Genomic DNA, 16,153 nt, shown 5'->3' on the forward strand with positions numbered 1-16,153 from the left:
TTAATTATTATAAAAACAAATAAAAATAAATTTATTTTAACCTATCTAATCATCAATAAATTTGATATGTTTATGCGAGTTAAATAAAAACTGCGTACAATATTACTTTCTGTTAATTATAATTGTGATTCTCAATGCTTATTGCTCATGTAGCCTTACCAGTACCACTTTACCAACTTTATGATTATCACTTAACTAAGCCAGCTAAAATTGGAATGCGGGTGAAAGTTCCATTTGGTTTCCGCAATGCCATAGGTATTATTGTTAGTATAGACCAACAAACCGATATTAATGTTAAAAATTTAAAAAATATAACTACTATTATTGATAGTGAGCCTATTTTTACTTCAGATATCTGGCAGTTATTAAACTGGGCGGCAAATTATTATCATTATCCAATTGGTGAAGTTTTATTTCATGCAATGCCCGTTTTATTAAGACAAGGACGTAAAGCGAATAAAGATGAAATCAAAGATTGGCAATTAACTGAATTAGGGAAAAATATCGATCTGACATCATTATCACGAACACCAAAACAAAAATTATTATTATCATCATTTAGAAGTAATGCTGTTGATTTTATTAATCCAAGTACCGCCATCTATAAGGAATTAGAAAAAAAACAACTTATAACTCGCGTAAATTGCCAACCAGATACTATAAGATGGCAAACAAATTTCTCTACCAATCCAAACTTGATTAAATTAAATCAAGAACAATTTTATGCTATAGATACAGTAAATAAACAACGTTATAATTTTGCTGTATTTCTATTAGAAGGCGTTACTGGTTCAGGAAAAACTGAAGTTTATCTCAATATAATATCTAATGTATTAGCTAAAGGTGAACAAGCATTAGTATTAGTTCCTGAAATTAGCCTTACACCACAAACAATCAAACGTTTTAAAGAACGATTTAATGTACCAATAGATATTTTACATTCAGGATTAACTAATCAGCAGAGACTGGCTGTTTGGTTAAGAAGCAAAAATGGAGAAAATGCAGTTGTTGTTGGTACCCGTTCATCACTTTTCACACCGTTTAAAAATTTAGGCATGATTATTATTGACGAAGAGCATGATAGTTCTTACAAACAACAAGAAGGATGGCGTTATAATGCTCGTGATTTAGCAATTATTCGTGCTAAACTTAAAAATATCCCTGTTTTATTAGGTTCAGCAACACCTTCATTAGAAACTTTAAATAATGTTAAAAATCGTAGATATCAATTATTGCAATTAACAAAACGTGCAGGTCAAGCTAAGCCAGTAAAGCAATCTATTTTAGATATTCGAGGTTTAACACTTATAGCTGGCTTATCACAGCCTTTAATTGAACAAATAAAAATACATCTACAAAATAATAATCAAGTCATGTTATTTTTAAATCGGCGTGGTTATTCACCTTTATTAATTTGTCATGATTGTGGTTGGATTGCAGAATGTCCCCGTTGTGATCGTCCATATACTTTTCACCATCAACAACAGAAACTTAACTGTCATTACTGCGATACACCAAGGGCAATTCCCAAACAATGTCCAAAATGTGGTTCAACTCACTTAGTACCAGTAGGTTTTGGAACTGAACAATTAGAAAAACAACTTGAACTCCTTTTTCCTAATACTAAAATAAGTCGTATTGATCGTGATACTGTAACTAAAAAAGGAGCATTAGATGGTTATTTGCAAAGCATCCAACAAGGTGGTGCACATATTTTAGTGGGTACACAAATTTTAGCGAAAGGACATCATTTTCCTGATGTAACATTAGTGGGTATTATAGATGTCGACGGTGCATTATTTTCGAGTGATTTTCGAGCCACAGAACAATTTGCTCAGATCTACACTCAAGTATCAGGACGAGCTGGACGTGAAACAAAAACAGGAGAAGTAATATTACAAACCTATCATCCAGATCATCCATTACTAAATGTCTTATTAAACAAGGGATATCAAGAGTTTGCCAAACAGACCTTAAAAGAGCGTCAACAAACGCTATTACCACCATTCAGTTATCAAGCATTAATACGTGCAGCTGATCGCAATAATCATCATGCACAAAACTTTTTACAACTTATTCACGAGAAATTGAAAGAGTATGGTGATAATACTTTATGGCAACTTGGTCCTATTCCAGCAAATCAGCCTAAAAAAGCAGGATATTACCGTTGGCAACTTTTACTACAACATACAAATAGGCAACTATTGCACTTAATTTTAGACAAACTTGTTATTGATATAGAAAAGTGGAATGAGACATCAAAAGTAAGATGGAGTATTGATATTGATCCTATCAATAATTAAGATATTGTAGTCGCCGACCGATATTAAAAATCGGCGGCTTAAAATAAAATTATAAAGCTATTTTGCCTACATTTTTGTCCAGTGTTGCTTGACCAATACCTGAAACTTCTTTTAATTGTTCTATAGAAACAAATGGTCCTAATTTTTCACGATATTCAACAATTTTTTTGGCTTTACTTATACCTATACCCGTCAAGACTTTAGTTAACTCTTCTGCAGTAGCTGTATTAATATTAACTTGTATAATTTGTTGCTGTTCTTTTTTAGTTACTTCATTAGGTGGATTATCCGCAATACTTAAACCGGAAAAACTGATACTTGATAATAAAATACATAAAATTGAAAATAGTTTCATTTGATTAACCTCTTAAATATAGTTATGCAATTAATATGCTTTTTAACTATCTCATTTAATCAAATATTAAACGTTTACTAATTTCATAAATGAGAAAAGTCACCGAAGTGACTTTTCATTTTTGCTAAATTTTGCATTAATTTATGATTTGGATCACAAATTTGCATCAGGCATAATTTCAATCTTAGCTTTGGAACGAATATCGTCAGTAAGATAATAATATATATTGTTGATATATAATGGCAATAATTCCGAGGACACATCTTTTTGTTCATTAGGCGTTTTTACATCGGTTAATACCACAATTGTAGCACTTTTATCATCTAAATATTGAACACCGAAAACTCTTTTAGATGTAACTGATGGTACTAAATCAAAAACCATATTAACGATTTTCTTATCCAGTGCTTTTGAGTCTCTAGAAAGTTTAACACTTTGAGAAAAATTAACATTTGATGAACTACCTGTTTCATTTAATTGCGTTAATATATTATTGACAGTCGATTTGAAACGCTCATTAGCAATATTTTGATATAGTTTTGTATTAATTTCATCTTTGACCTCTTCAAAAGGTGCTATGCCTTCCTTTCGATAATCAACAATTTGAATTACAAAATCAATCATATTAATGCCTTGACCAACAGTTATCATTTCAGAAACGTTACCTGTTGCTTGACCATCAACAATCATTTGATCACCAAATGCAACATCTCTAACTTCTGGGTATCGTAAGATGGTAGCGATATCATTATAATAAGACCAATCTGAATTAACTATTTGTAAATCTGAATCTTTTGCAATAGCTTCTAATGAATTAGGATTTTTATTTATCGCAGCCTGAATTTTCTTTTCTACAGAATCAAACATGGCATTTAATTTATCATCTTCTAGTTTTGAAGTAATCACATGTTTTGCATAATCAAAATCCATAACTTTAGACTTTTGTACATCATCTAATTTGACAATAATATAACCATCGTCAACTTTTATCGGCTTAGAAGTTTGTCCAACTTTTTTCAAATTAGCGTCTTTAAATGCTTGAGGTAAAGAATCATCCATAGTAAACCATCCTAATGAACCATTTTTTCCATACGGAGAGGTACTAGGGCTCTGATTAACCGTTTTAACAATATTATCAAAACTACCATCAGAAGATAGATCCTTAATAATATCATCAGCCTGTTCTTTATCAGTGACATAAATTACACTGTAAGCTTGTTTTTCAGGGAAGGAATAATCTTTTTTATTTTTTTTAAATTGTTGTTGTACTTCTTCATCACTAATACGAATTTTATCTACATAGTTATATTTCTTATTCAAAATATAATTAAACTTAACCCTTTCTTTCCGATAAAACTCGCTCTTATGTTCTTCATAATATTTTTTTTCATCTTCAACAGTGATTTTAACATCATCCATATTAACCACTTTAGGGCTTAAAGTTGTTGCATAAACTGTCCTTGTTTGATCTTGTAATTTAGCTAACTCAGAATCCACTGGTAATACAAAACTGGAGCTGACTAAAGCATTAATCACTTGTTGTTGTTGCAAAGAAGTTTTTAAGCTTGCACCATAACTATCAGGTGTAAATCCGTTTGCTGAAAGGAGTTCTAAATATTTTTTATTACTAAATTTACCATTTTCAAAAAACACATGTTGTTGCTTGATGAATTCTTTGACTCTTTCATTACTAATATTTGCGTTTAATTGTTCAGAAAATTTATAAGATAAAAAATTCGTAATTTGTGAATATAATACATTGCGACGAAGTTGTTTAATAAAAGCGGGATCACCAGCTGAACCTGATGTAACTTCTCTTACTTGAGCTTCAAATTGTGCTCGATTTATCCCTTCTCCATCAACTTTTGCGATGTATTGTTGAGCATCTCGTGCATTATTACCGCCACCAAACCCCAAAAAACCTATCCCTGTGAATATAAATGATAAAATAATTATTGTAAAAATAATTTTAACTACAATATGGTTTGCAGCTGTGCGGATTGTATCCATCATTTCTTGCGATTCTCCATATATCTAAAGATTAATTCGGCAAGTATAGCATATTTACCTAAATTGGCTATTATCGGAACGTTAAGAGATAAAAAAAGATCAACATTAAGTTGATCTTTTTAAAATTAAATATAATTAATTTAATTGTGTCTGAACCGGAATTTTAGATTTAATTTGTTTTGTTGCCTTTTTAGTTGACTGTTTTAAATTAATTTTCTCTTCTTCCAATTCTATACCAAATGGATTATTTTGTAATGCTATTGTGATTACTTCATCAATCCATTTTACTGGGCAAATCTCAATTTCAGCTTTAACATTATCTGGAATTTCTTCTAGATCTTTTACATTATCCATCGGTATAACGACAGTTTTAATTCCACCTCTATGTGCCGCAAGTAATTTTTCTTTAAGACCACCAATAGGTAATACTTCTCCTCTTAAAGTAATTTCTCCAGTCATAGCAACATCTGAACGAACAGGATTGCCTGTTAAAGTTGATATTAATGATGTACACATAGCAATACCAGCACTTGGACCGTCTTTCGGTGTAGCACCATCGGGAACATGTACATGAATATCACGTTTTTCGTAAAAATCACTGTTAATACCTAACTTTTCAGCACGAGAACGAACTACCGTCAATGCAGTTTGAATAGACTCTTGCATCACATCACCCAATGAGCCTGTATAAGTTAATTTACCTTTACCCGGAACACTAACTGATTCAATTGTTAGTAAATCACCACCTACTTCAGTCCAAGCAAGACCAATAACTTGCCCAATCCGATTTTCATTATCGGTTTTACCATAATCAAATCGTTGTACCCCTAAGAAATCTTTTAAATTATCCTGAGTTACCGTCACTTTTTTCAACTTGCTGTTTAAGGCTAATTGTTTTACAACTTTACGGCAAATTTTTGCTATTTCCCTTTCTAAGCTACGCACTCCCGCTTCACGGGTATAGTAACGAATAATTCCAATAATAGCCGAATCATCTATACAGATTTCTTTCGGTTTTAACCCATTATTTTCTATTTGTTTAGAAATAAGGTGCTGTTTAGCAATGTTTAATTTTTCATCTTCCGTATAACCAGAAAGACGAATAACTTCCATTCGATCTAATAAAGGAGCAGGAATATTCATAGAATTAGCAGTTGCAACAAACATTACATCAGATAAATCATAGTCAACTTCCAGATAGTGATCACTGAAAGCACTGTTTTGTTCTGGATCAAGTACTTCTAACAATGCAGAAGCAGGATCACCTCTCATATCAGATGCCATCTTATCAATTTCATCCAATAAAAATAATGGGTTTTTGACGCCAACTTTTACCATACGTTGAATCAATTTACCCGGCATGGAACCTATATAAGTTCTTCTATGACCGCGAATTTCTGCTTCATCACGAACTCCACCTAATGCCATTCGAACATATTTACGCCCCGTTGCTTTAGCTATCGATTGACCAAGAGACGTTTTACCTACACCAGGAGGTCCAACTAGACATAATATAGGCCCTTTAACTTTATTAATTCGACCTTGAACAGCTAGATATTCTAAGATACGATCTTTAACTCTTTCTAAACCATAATGATCTTTATCTAGAATTTTTTGAGCGCCCTCAATATCTTTTTTAACTTTGCTATGCTTATGCCATGGAATTTGTAGCATCCAATCAATATATCCTCTGACTACAGTTGCTTCAGCAGACATTGCAGGCATCATTTTGAGTTTATTGAGTTCAGCCAAAGCTTTTTCTGTCGCCTCTTTTGGCATTTTAGCTTGAGTAATTTTATTTTTTAACTCTTCATATTCGTCGGTTTTATTATCAATATCACCCAATTCTTTATGAATTGCTTTTATTTGCTCATTAAGATAATATTCCTTCTGCGCTTTTTCCATCTGTTGCTTAACACGCTGACGAATATTTTTCTCAACTTGTAATAAATCTATCTCAGATTCCATCAATGAAATAAGTAACTCAAAACGCTTTTCCAAATTAGCTGTAACCAGTAATTCTTGTTTTTGTTCTACTTTCAAAAATAATGTAGCCGCAATAGAATCAGCCAATTGTGAAGGCTCTTTAATTAAACGAATTGAATCAACTACTTCTTGAGTTACCTTTTTATTCAGTTTTGCATAATCATCAAAGTTAGAAAGTACAACTCGCATTAGAGCTTCATTTAAATCATCATTCTTATTTTTTTCATGCAATGTTTCGATATTGGCAATAAAAAAGTCGTCTTCTTTTTGTTCTAAAATATCAACAATTTTAGCTCGTTCAACGCCTTCAACTAAAACTTTCACTGTTCCATCTGGAAGTTGAAGCAATTGTAAAATATTGGCAACAGTCCCAGTTTCATATAAATCTTCAATATCGGGATCATCTTGTGAAGGATTTTTTTGAGTAACAAGAAAAACTTGTTTATCCATGTCCATTGCACTCTCAAGACACCGTATTGATTTATTTCGACCAACAAAGAGAGGAATTACCATATGTGGAAACACCACAACATCACGTAATGGTAAAATAGGCATAATCATTTGTTTAGTTTGTTTTGTTTTCATTTTTTTCTCTCTAATAGTACAAACCCATTATGATGATATTGGGATTGATTTTAGATATTCAAGCCTATTCTTATGATTCAAATATATACTATTCCTTAAACATTTTGACAATATCTACATGTAATTAGACATAATATAAATAAGATCATGCTTGTTAACATATTAACGATAACAAGCATATTCATAGTTAAGCTGACAACTCAACATCTTCACGGTAAATTAAAGCTGGGGCTTGAGATTTCTCTACTGTTTCTTGTTCAACAATAACTTTTTTAATATTTTTTATTGATGGTAAATCATACATTATATCTAATAAAATATTTTCAACAATAGAACGTAAACCACGAGCTCCGGTTTTGCGTTGCAACGCTTTTATTGCAATAGCATTTAATGCCTCTTTAGTAAACTCTAACTCAACTCCATCTAACCTAAATAACTCTTCAAACTGCTTGGTCAAAGCATTTTTAGGTTCAGTTAAAATGCTAATTAAAGCATTTTTGTCTAATTCTGATAATGTCCCGATAACTGGTAATCGGCCAATAAATTCAGGAATTAAACCAAATTTTACTAGATCTTCAGATTCAACTTGAGCTAGTAACTCAGTCTCTGTTGCCTTATTTTTACTACTTTTGACATCAGCACCAAAGCCAATGCCAGTATTAACAGACACGCGATTTCCAATGACTTTATCTAAGCCACTAAAAGCCCCACCACAGATAAAAAGAATTTTTGAGGTATCTACTTGTAAAAATTCTTGCTGAGGATGTTTACGCCCACCCTTCGGAGGCACAGAAGCAATAGTACCTTCAATAATTTTTAATAATGCTTGCTGAACTCCTTCACCTGATACATCTCTAGTGATTGAAGGATTATCCGATTTTCTTGAAATCTTATCTATTTCATCAATGTAGATTATGCCACGTTGTGCTTTTTCAATATCATAATCACAACTTTGCAATAATTTTTGGATGATATTTTCAACATCTTCACCAACATACCCAGCCTCAGTTAATGTTGTTGCATCTGCCATCGCAAAAGGAACATCCAAAAAGCGAGCTAAAGTTTCAGCTAATAATGTTTTACCACTACCAGTTGGACCAATTAATAAGATATTACTTTTACCTAATTCGACATCATTATGACTTATATAATTACGTAAACGTTTATAATGATTATAAACAGCTACAGATAATACTTTTTTTGCTTTTTCTTGACCAATAACATATTCATCAAGATGGTTTCGAATTTCATGAGGAGTTGGTAATGGTTTACTATTAAATTCTTCATGTGAGAGAAAATTTTTTGTCTCTTCTTTTAAAATATCATTGCATAACCCAATACACTCATTACAAATATAAATAGATGATGGTCCTGCAATTAGTTTGCGAACTTCATGTTCACTTTTACCACAAAAAGTACAATAGAGTAATTTTTCTGAGCTTTCATTATTCACTTTTACCACCTAGCTAATTTATTATGAACGTTTACTATATATGGCGTCCACTAAACCATATTCAACTGCTTTTTCGGCAGACATAAAGTTATCACGATCTGTATCTTTTTCAATTACACTAATATCTTGACCAGTATGCATAGACAAAATATTATTTAAACGACTTTTTACTTGTAAAATTTCTTGTGCATGTATTTGAATATCTGAAGCTTGTCCTTGAAAACCGCCTAATGGTTGGTGAATCATTACTCTAGCATTAGGTAAGCAATATCGTTTCCCTTTTGTTCCTGCAGTTAGAAGCAATGATCCCATTGAACACGCCTGTCCCAAACAAATTGTACTAACATCTGGTTTTATAAATTGCATCGTATCATAAATAGCCATTCCAGCTGTAACAACACCTCCTGGCGAATTTATATATAAATGAATATCTTTTTCAGGATTTTCCGCTTCTAAAAATAACATTTGAGCGATAATTAAGTTAGCCATATTATCTTCAACTTGTCCTGTTAAAAAGATAACTCGCTCTTTTAATAAACGTGAATATATATCGTAAGCTCTTTCTCCTCGAGAGCTTTGCTCAACAACCATTGGAATCACACCCATATATGGTTCTAAAGGCATTTTTATCTCCTATTAAACAAAATAGCCCAAACAGATAATTCTTATTTGGGCTTAAAAGTAATCTTTTTTATTGAATGAAGCAGTATATAGATATTAAGCCATTTGCTGATTCATTAATTCAGAAAATGAATAGTTTTTATCAGTTACTTTAGCACTAGCTAATAATAAATCAACTACTTGATCTTCAATTGCTACAGACCGAATGTTATCCATTGCTTTCTTATCTTTGCTGTAAAATTCGAAAACTTCTTTAGGATCCTCGTAAGCAGAGGCTATTTCATTAATTAAAGACTTAACCTTTTCATCATCTGCTTTAATCTTATTACTTTCGATGATTTCGCTAAACAATAAACCAACTGATACGCGACGTTTAGCTTCAGCTTCAAATAATTCTTTAGGAAGTTCCATTGATTGTTTCGTGTTTCCACCAAATCGAGATACTGCTTGTTGACGTAGTACATCAATTTCTCGTTCAACTAATGCGCTAGGAACATCAATTTCATTATTCTTAACTAAACCGTCAATAACTTGTGCTTTAATTTTATTACGAATTGTTGCGTTGAGTTCGCGTAACATATTTTTTTGGACTTCAGCACGTAAGCTTTCAACTGAACCATCAGCGATACCAAATCGTTTGATGACTTCTTCGGTAAGTTCTGGAAGTTCAAGTTCTTCCACTTTTTTCAATGTTGCAGAAAATACGGCAGGCTTACCTTTTAAATTTTCAGCATGATAATCTTCTGGAAATGTTACATTAATATCGAATTTGTCATTAGCTTTATGATTCAAAATTGCATCCTCAAATCCTGGAATCATTCTACCTTGACCTAATACTAATACAAAATCATCAGCTTTACCGCCTTCGAATTCCTTACCATCAACTTGACCAACAAAATCTAGAGTGACACGATTTTGTTCTTTAGCTTCCTGATCAACTTCCTTCCAAGTCCCTTGCTGTTTACGTAATGTTTCAATCATTGTTTCAACATCAGCATCAACAACCTCAGCTACTGGCTTTTCAACTTCAATCTTATCTAAATCTTTGATGTTAACTTCAGGATAAACCTCAAATTCAACTGTAAATGTGTAATCCTCTCCATCCTTATATTCATTTGGAGTATAAGTTGGGGCCCCTGCTGGATTTAATTTTTCTTGAACAATCGCTTCAATGAAATTTTTTTGCATCAAATCACTCAATGCATCTTGTAAAATGGACGCACCATAGCGTTGTTCAACAATTTTTAAGGGTACTTTTCCTTTGCGAAAACCATCAATTCGTACTTTTTTTGCAGTGTTAACCAGCTCTTTATCAATTGCTTTTTTAATATCTTCTGATTGAATTGTAATTGATAAACGTCTACCTAAACCTTTTGTTGTTTCCACCGAAACTTGCATCTGTATACCTCGAAATTATTGAATAATATTTGCCCATGATTATTTTAAATTGATAATTGAGCAAACAAATTTATAAAAATAGGCAAACATTATACCGACCGTATTCGTCTACGTCGAGACATTTAATTGTTTCTTCTCAAGCGCTTTCAGACGTTTATTCATTTCATCAATGTGTAAAACTAACGAAGCGGTTTTTCGCCATACTTTATTCTCTTGTAGTGGGATCCCTGATGAATAAACACCTGGTTCAGTGATAGGACGCATCACCATCCCCATACCAGTAACAGTAACTTGATCACAAATTTCCATATGCCCATTAATCACACTAGCTCCGCCAATTAGACAGTGACGACCAATAGTTAAGCTACCAGCCATAATAACACCTCCCGCAACTGCGGTATGATCACCAATTATATCGTTATGAGCAATTTGGCACTGATTATCTATAATAACTCCATTACCTATAACCGTATCATCCAGCGCACCCCTATCTATTGTTGTTGATGCACCTATCTCTACATTATTGCCAATGACAACGCGCCCTAATTGAGGAATTTTAATCCATTTTCCTTTATCATTAGCATAACCAAATCCATCCGCTCCTATTACCGTGCCAGATTGAACTAAGCAATTATCTCCAATAATACAGTTATGATAAACAGTAACATTAGCCCATAATTTTGTATTTGCACCTATCTTTGTATCTTTACCAATAAAACAACCCGCACCAATAATACAATTATCATCTAATATAACACCACTTTCGATAACTGCATTGGCACCAATTGAAATATTACTACCTAACTGAGCAGATGAGTCAATTACGGCTGATACAGCAATATCTTTAGCTGGCGCAGGTGTAGTATCAAGGCATTGAGCTAATTTTGCATAAGTAAAATAAGGGTCTTTTACAATTAATGCTGAACCTTGCCAATACTTAAGACTTTCTTCAGTCATAACTACGGCAGAAGCTTTACATTCTGATAAATTATTTTGCAATTTTTTATCGGACAAAAAAGTAATTTGTCCAGATACAGCACTTTTCATGGATGCAATACCTGTGATAGTTATATCACCATCACCATGTAACTTTGCATCAAGTTGTTTAGCCAACTGTTCTAAACGGAAAGCAAACATTATTTTTTAACCTTTTCCAGTACTTTATTAGTGATATCTACCGCATCCGATGCTGATAATGTAGCTTCTGCTTTTAAAATAATATCGTATTTTTCTGTTGTAACAATATTTTTAACGGCTTCTTGGATTTTAGTTAATAATTTACCTATCTCTTCTGATTCACGTTTGCGGTAATCTGTTGTGAACGCTTTTGCTTTATTTTCAAAATCTGAAATTGTTTTATTTAATTTTGTTTTTTCAGAGGCTGATAATGTTAAACCATCTTTTTTTAAACGAGCTGCCGCTTCACTGGCTTTCTGTTCTTCTTCTCGTAATGATTTCTCTCTTGCCTCAAATTCTTTATTTAAAGCTTGTCCAACTGTTTCTCGCTGTGGCATATTTTGTAAAACAGACATTACATCAATAACACCAATTTTAACTTCTGCATTTGCCATACCAGTAAACAGTAATGCAGCACTTATACTAAGAACAGATATAATTTTTTTCACTTTCTTCACCTATGTCTATTTATTAATTTTGACATGGAGTTACCATGTCGAACCGATATTAAATTGGAATTGTTGTGCTGAATCACCATTATATTTCTTAAGAGGTTGAGCATAAGAAAAGACTAATGGACCTAATGGTGACATCCATTGAATAGCTAATCCTGCTGACATTCTTATATCAGAAGGTGAACTATAATCTGGAATATCATTGTTCTTAAAATTCCACTCAGTATCCCATACGGTACCTGCGTCAAAAAATATTGAGGTACGAATGCTATCTTTATATTTTTCTCCAGCAAATGGAGTAGGAACAATTAACTCTGTACTGGCAAATGCTAAGGCATTACCGCCAACCGCATCCTTTGATCTTTTACATTTACTTGTATTATCTAAATCACTACAACCATCTTCATTATTAAAGTAAACCGCTTTAGGGCCAACAGTATTGGCTTTAAAACCACGCAATACAGTTGAACCGCCAGCATAGAAGTTCTCATAGAAAGGCAATTCTTTACCACCAAAACCATTACCATAACCCAATCTCCCTCGAGTTAAGAAAACCCAATGATGTTCAGAATCAAATGGATAATAATAGGAAGCATCAGTAACTAGTTTATAGAATCGATTATCGAATACAGGCGCTGTTATTTTTGCATTGGCTGTCACTTTTAAACCATCAGTTGGAAAAAATCCTCGATCTAATGAATTATATGTCCAATAAGCATTTAGCAATAAATCATTAGTATCGAAAGAAATAGAACGTCTATTCTTCATATTTTTACCCATAGAGTCAAAGTAACGCCACATTCCATATTGAGCTTTCATGTCAGACAATTTATGATTGGCATATTCTGTTCCAAAGCGAACGAAATTATTTTCACTAATCGGAAATCCTAAATTTGCTGATGCCCCCCATGTTTTACTTGAGTATTCTGACTCTTCATCATCGTCATCTGCTTTATAAGTATTATAGTAAACACTACCACCTAAGCTTACTCCATCTACAGTAAAATATGGATCAACAATTGAAATAGAGGCTGTTTTATCAGTATCAGTTGTATTAATATCAAACGATACGCTGTTACCTGTACCTAACCAGTTATCTTGAGATATACCTGCATTAAAACTAACTCCACTATCAGAACCAATACCCACACCAAATTTAATACTACCTGTATTACGCTCTGCAACTTTATAGATGATATCAACTTGATCATCTATTCCTGGTACTCGTTCAGTATTCGCTTCAACAGTATCAAAAAAACCTAATCGACTTAAGCGTTCTTTACCTAACTCAACTAACCCGTTACTTAACCATGCACCTTCCATTTGACGAAGCTCACGGCGGATAACACTTTCACTTGTTACGGTATTACCGACAATTTTAATATTACGAACATAGTAACGTTGTCCGACATCAACCATAACAATTAGCTTTACAGTATGCTTGGAATCATCCATTTCTGGCTCAATAATGACTTTAGGGTAAGCATAACCGAAATTAGCAAGTAGTCGTTTAACATTATCTTCAATATCTGTTATTTTTTTACCATTATATAAGTCGCCAACCGATACACGCTCATTAGCTATTTTGGCAATAACATCTTTATGCCCAGCAAATTTTCCTTTGAAATCAATGCCTGATAACTTGTATTGCTCGCCCTCATGGATGTTAATAGTTACGTAAATACCTTTTTTATCTGGTGTTAAACTTACTTGTGTGGAATCAATATTAAATCGAGCATAACCACGATTTAGATAGAAACTTTGTAATTCATCTAAATCACTAGCTAATTTTTGTTTTTGATATTTTCGGTCACCAAGCATGTTCCACCATGGAACTTCATCACGTAAAGAAAAACGTGAGATGAGTTCTTCTGAAGAAAATGCTTTAGCACCTACAATATTGATTTGATCAATTAGTGCTGATTTACCTTCAGCAATAACCAATTTTAAATCAGCTCGATTACGAGATAATGGGGTAACTACAGCTTTAACTTTTGCATTATATTTACCCACGCTGTAATAAAAATCTTCTAAACCTTTTTCAATAGCCGAAAGCATTGTACGATCTAATGCTTCGCCTTCCCGAATTCCAGAGCTATCTAAATTCTTTTTTAACATATCATCTTTAACTGATTTATTACCAGAAAAAGTAATACTCGCAATAATTGGACGCTCTTGAACATGAACAATCAATTTATTACCATCTCGGGAAACACTGATATTATCAAAATTACCACTAGCATAAAGGGATTTGATAATACGACCTAAGTCAGCTTCATTAACATAATCACCAACTTGAACTGGCATTTCAAGCAATGCAGCGCCTTGGGTAACTCTCTGTAACCCTTCGAATTTAATATCTTTTACTATAAAATCATCAACACAAAATGCGTTGGAACTATATATTGCTGTACTACTGAACAGCAAAGATGCTATAAGTAATTTATTTATTTTCATTGTAAATGTTTATAACCTCATCCCATCACAATCGTAAAAAATCGTTAAATAGTGCAATTCCCATTATTACTATTAATAAAAAAAACCCTATGCGAAATAATCTTTCTTGGGTTTGATCTGATAAGGCTTTCCCTTTTATCTTTTCAAGCAATAAAAAGACAAGCTGCCCACCATCTAATATTGGTAATGGGACAAGATTGATAACTCCCAAACTTATACTAATAAATGCAAGAAAATATAAGTAAGGTGTGAAACCATAACTTGCTGTTTGCTCTGCGCTTTTTGCTATTGTTATTGGCCCTGATAAATGTTTAAGACCAATAACACCTGTCATTAATTGATAAAGTGAACCTACAGTTAGTTTTGTTGTCAATACTGTTTGTTCAAAACTTTTACCCAATCCTTCTAAAAAACCATATTGCTTAACTACTACTTCTGAGGAAGGATATAAACCCGCAATACCTTCTCCATTCTTCTGAACTTTTGGTATTAAATCAAGATAAATTTCATTATTACCCCGTTTAACCTTTAATACCATTGCATTTGCTTTTTTTATTTCAGAAGAAAAATCATTCCAATTTGTATAAAGATGATCATTATAACTGATTATTTCATCACCAACTTGTAATCCCGCTTTTTCTGCAGCAGATTTTGGTACAATTTTACTCACAACTGGATAAATTTCCAATGTTTTAGGAAGAAAACCAAATGACGTAATGGACGATTCTTTTTCAATATCGAAATTCCAATGACTAATATCAACGTTCTTTATAACTTCTATCAAATTACCATTATTATCTGTATCAATATAAGATAAAGATACACTATTTTTACCTAATACAGATATCAATGCTAAATTTACATCGTTCCAACTATTGATATTAATATTATTAATAGTTTTTAGCTCTGCTCCATAAGGAATATACAATTTAGAAGCTGGAGTATTGGCAATTGTATCTTTTACTTTTACAGGATAAACCATCACTCCGTTTAAAAAAATAACCCAATAAATTATCGCAGCTAAAACAAAATTTGCAAAAGGTCCTGCAAATATGATTGCCATTTTTTGCCATGTTTTTTTTCTATTAAAAGCAAATTTTTCATCATGAATTGAAGTGTGTTGTGCTTTTTCATTGAGCATTCTAACATAACCACCAAGTGGAATCATAGCAATTACCAATTCAGTTCCACTTGAAAATTTATATGACCACATTTTTTTTCCAAAACCAATTGAAAAGCGCTCAACATAAACCCCACATAAACGAGCAATAAAAAAATGCCCAAATTCATGTACAGTGACTAAAATACTCATAGTAATGATAAATAGCAGCAATGCCCAAAGCAAAACAAATTA

The 16,153-nt window shown here is 32.6% G+C and carries 11 protein-coding genes; 1 reads left to right on the forward strand and 10 read right to left on the reverse strand.

Annotated features, from left to right (window positions below):
* Positions 1 to 134 precede the first annotated feature (134 nt).
* Positions 135 to 2,303 (forward strand): primosomal protein N', encoded by a 2,169-nt coding sequence (gene priA / locus J3U19_RS02920; RefSeq protein WP_267345412.1) that lies wholly within the window; start codon positions 135 to 137, stop codon positions 2,301 to 2,303.
* A 49-nt stretch (positions 2,304 to 2,352) separates the two neighbouring features.
* Here priA and J3U19_RS02925 read toward each other — a convergent pair whose 3' ends face one another.
* The 10 genes from J3U19_RS02925 to rseP form a co-directional block, all read right to left on the reverse strand.
* The gene (locus J3U19_RS02925; RefSeq protein ID WP_267339998.1) at positions 2,353 to 2,658 is read right to left on the reverse strand and encodes a ComEA family DNA-binding protein; all 306 of its coding nucleotides are present in this window, start codon (positions 2,656 to 2,658) and stop codon (positions 2,353 to 2,355) included.
* A 153-nt stretch (positions 2,659 to 2,811) separates the two neighbouring features.
* Entirely contained in the window at positions 2,812 to 4,671 is a 1,860-nt protein-coding gene (locus J3U19_RS02930) for a SurA N-terminal domain-containing protein (protein ID WP_267345413.1), read from the reverse strand.
* A 132-nt stretch (positions 4,672 to 4,803) separates the two neighbouring features.
* Positions 4,804 to 7,239: an endopeptidase La gene (gene lon, locus J3U19_RS02935; protein WP_267345414.1), complete on the reverse strand. Its 2,436-nt coding sequence runs from the start codon at positions 7,237 to 7,239 to the stop codon at positions 4,804 to 4,806.
* 187 nt (positions 7,240 to 7,426) lie between these two features.
* A complete protein-coding gene (gene clpX / locus J3U19_RS02940; protein ID WP_267340001.1) occupies positions 7,427 to 8,701 on the reverse strand; it encodes an ATP-dependent protease ATP-binding subunit ClpX in 1,275 nt (424 codons plus the stop codon).
* 12 nt (positions 8,702 to 8,713) lie between these two features.
* Positions 8,714 to 9,316, reverse strand: a complete 603-nt coding sequence (gene clpP, locus J3U19_RS02945) for an ATP-dependent Clp endopeptidase proteolytic subunit ClpP (protein WP_324123777.1) — start codon at positions 9,314 to 9,316, stop codon at positions 8,714 to 8,716.
* A 93-nt stretch (positions 9,317 to 9,409) separates the two neighbouring features.
* Positions 9,410 to 10,711 carry a trigger factor gene (gene tig, locus J3U19_RS02950; protein ID WP_267340002.1) on the reverse strand — a complete coding sequence of 434 codons (1,302 nt, stop codon included), beginning with the start codon at positions 10,709 to 10,711 and terminating at the stop codon, positions 9,410 to 9,412.
* A gap of 108 nt (positions 10,712 to 10,819) precedes the next feature.
* Complete coding sequence (lpxD, locus tag J3U19_RS02955; protein WP_267345415.1) at positions 10,820 to 11,848, reverse strand: UDP-3-O-(3-hydroxymyristoyl)glucosamine N-acyltransferase; 1,029 nt, start codon at positions 11,846 to 11,848, stop codon at positions 10,820 to 10,822.
* Entirely contained in the window at positions 11,848 to 12,336 is a 489-nt protein-coding gene (locus J3U19_RS02960) for an OmpH family outer membrane protein (protein ID WP_267345416.1), read from the reverse strand. The genes lpxD and J3U19_RS02960 overlap by 1 nt, the downstream gene beginning before the upstream one ends.
* A 39-nt stretch (positions 12,337 to 12,375) precedes the next feature.
* A complete protein-coding gene (gene bamA, locus J3U19_RS02965) occupies positions 12,376 to 14,799 on the reverse strand; it encodes an outer membrane protein assembly factor BamA (RefSeq protein ID WP_267340006.1) in 2,424 nt (807 codons plus the stop codon).
* Between the two features lie 25 nt (positions 14,800 to 14,824).
* The gene (rseP, locus tag J3U19_RS02970) at positions 14,825 to 16,144 is read right to left on the reverse strand and encodes an RIP metalloprotease RseP (protein ID WP_267345417.1); all 1,320 of its coding nucleotides are present in this window, start codon (positions 16,142 to 16,144) and stop codon (positions 14,825 to 14,827) included.
* Positions 16,145 to 16,153 lie beyond the last annotated feature (9 nt).

Origin of the sequence: Gilliamella sp. B2828, assembly GCF_026537125.1 — a bacterium.
In the GTDB taxonomy this organism is placed as follows: Bacteria; Pseudomonadota; Gammaproteobacteria; order Enterobacterales; family Orbaceae; genus Gilliamella.

Coding starts and splice junctions, on each gene's coding strand:
- priA (WP_267345412.1), top strand. CDS start 135: ATGCTTATTGCTCATGTAGCCTTACCAGTACCACTTTACCAACTTTAT.
- clpP (WP_324123777.1), bottom strand. CDS start 9,316: ATGCCTTTAGAACCATATATGGGTGTGATTCCAATGGTTGTTGAGCAA.
- J3U19_RS02925 (WP_267339998.1), bottom strand. CDS start 2,658: ATGAAACTATTTTCAATTTTATGTATTTTATTATCAAGTATCAGTTTT.
- bamA (WP_267340006.1), bottom strand. CDS start 14,799: ATGAAAATAAATAAATTACTTATAGCATCTTTGCTGTTCAGTAGTACA.
- lon (WP_267345414.1), bottom strand. CDS start 7,239: ATGAAAACAAAACAAACTAAACAAATGATTATGCCTATTTTACCATTA.
- J3U19_RS02930 (WP_267345413.1), bottom strand. CDS start 4,671: ATGATGGATACAATCCGCACAGCTGCAAACCATATTGTAGTTAAAATT.
- lpxD (WP_267345415.1), bottom strand. CDS start 11,848: ATGTTTGCTTTCCGTTTAGAACAGTTGGCTAAACAACTTGATGCAAAG.
- tig (WP_267340002.1), bottom strand. CDS start 10,711: ATGCAAGTTTCGGTGGAAACAACAAAAGGTTTAGGTAGACGTTTATCA.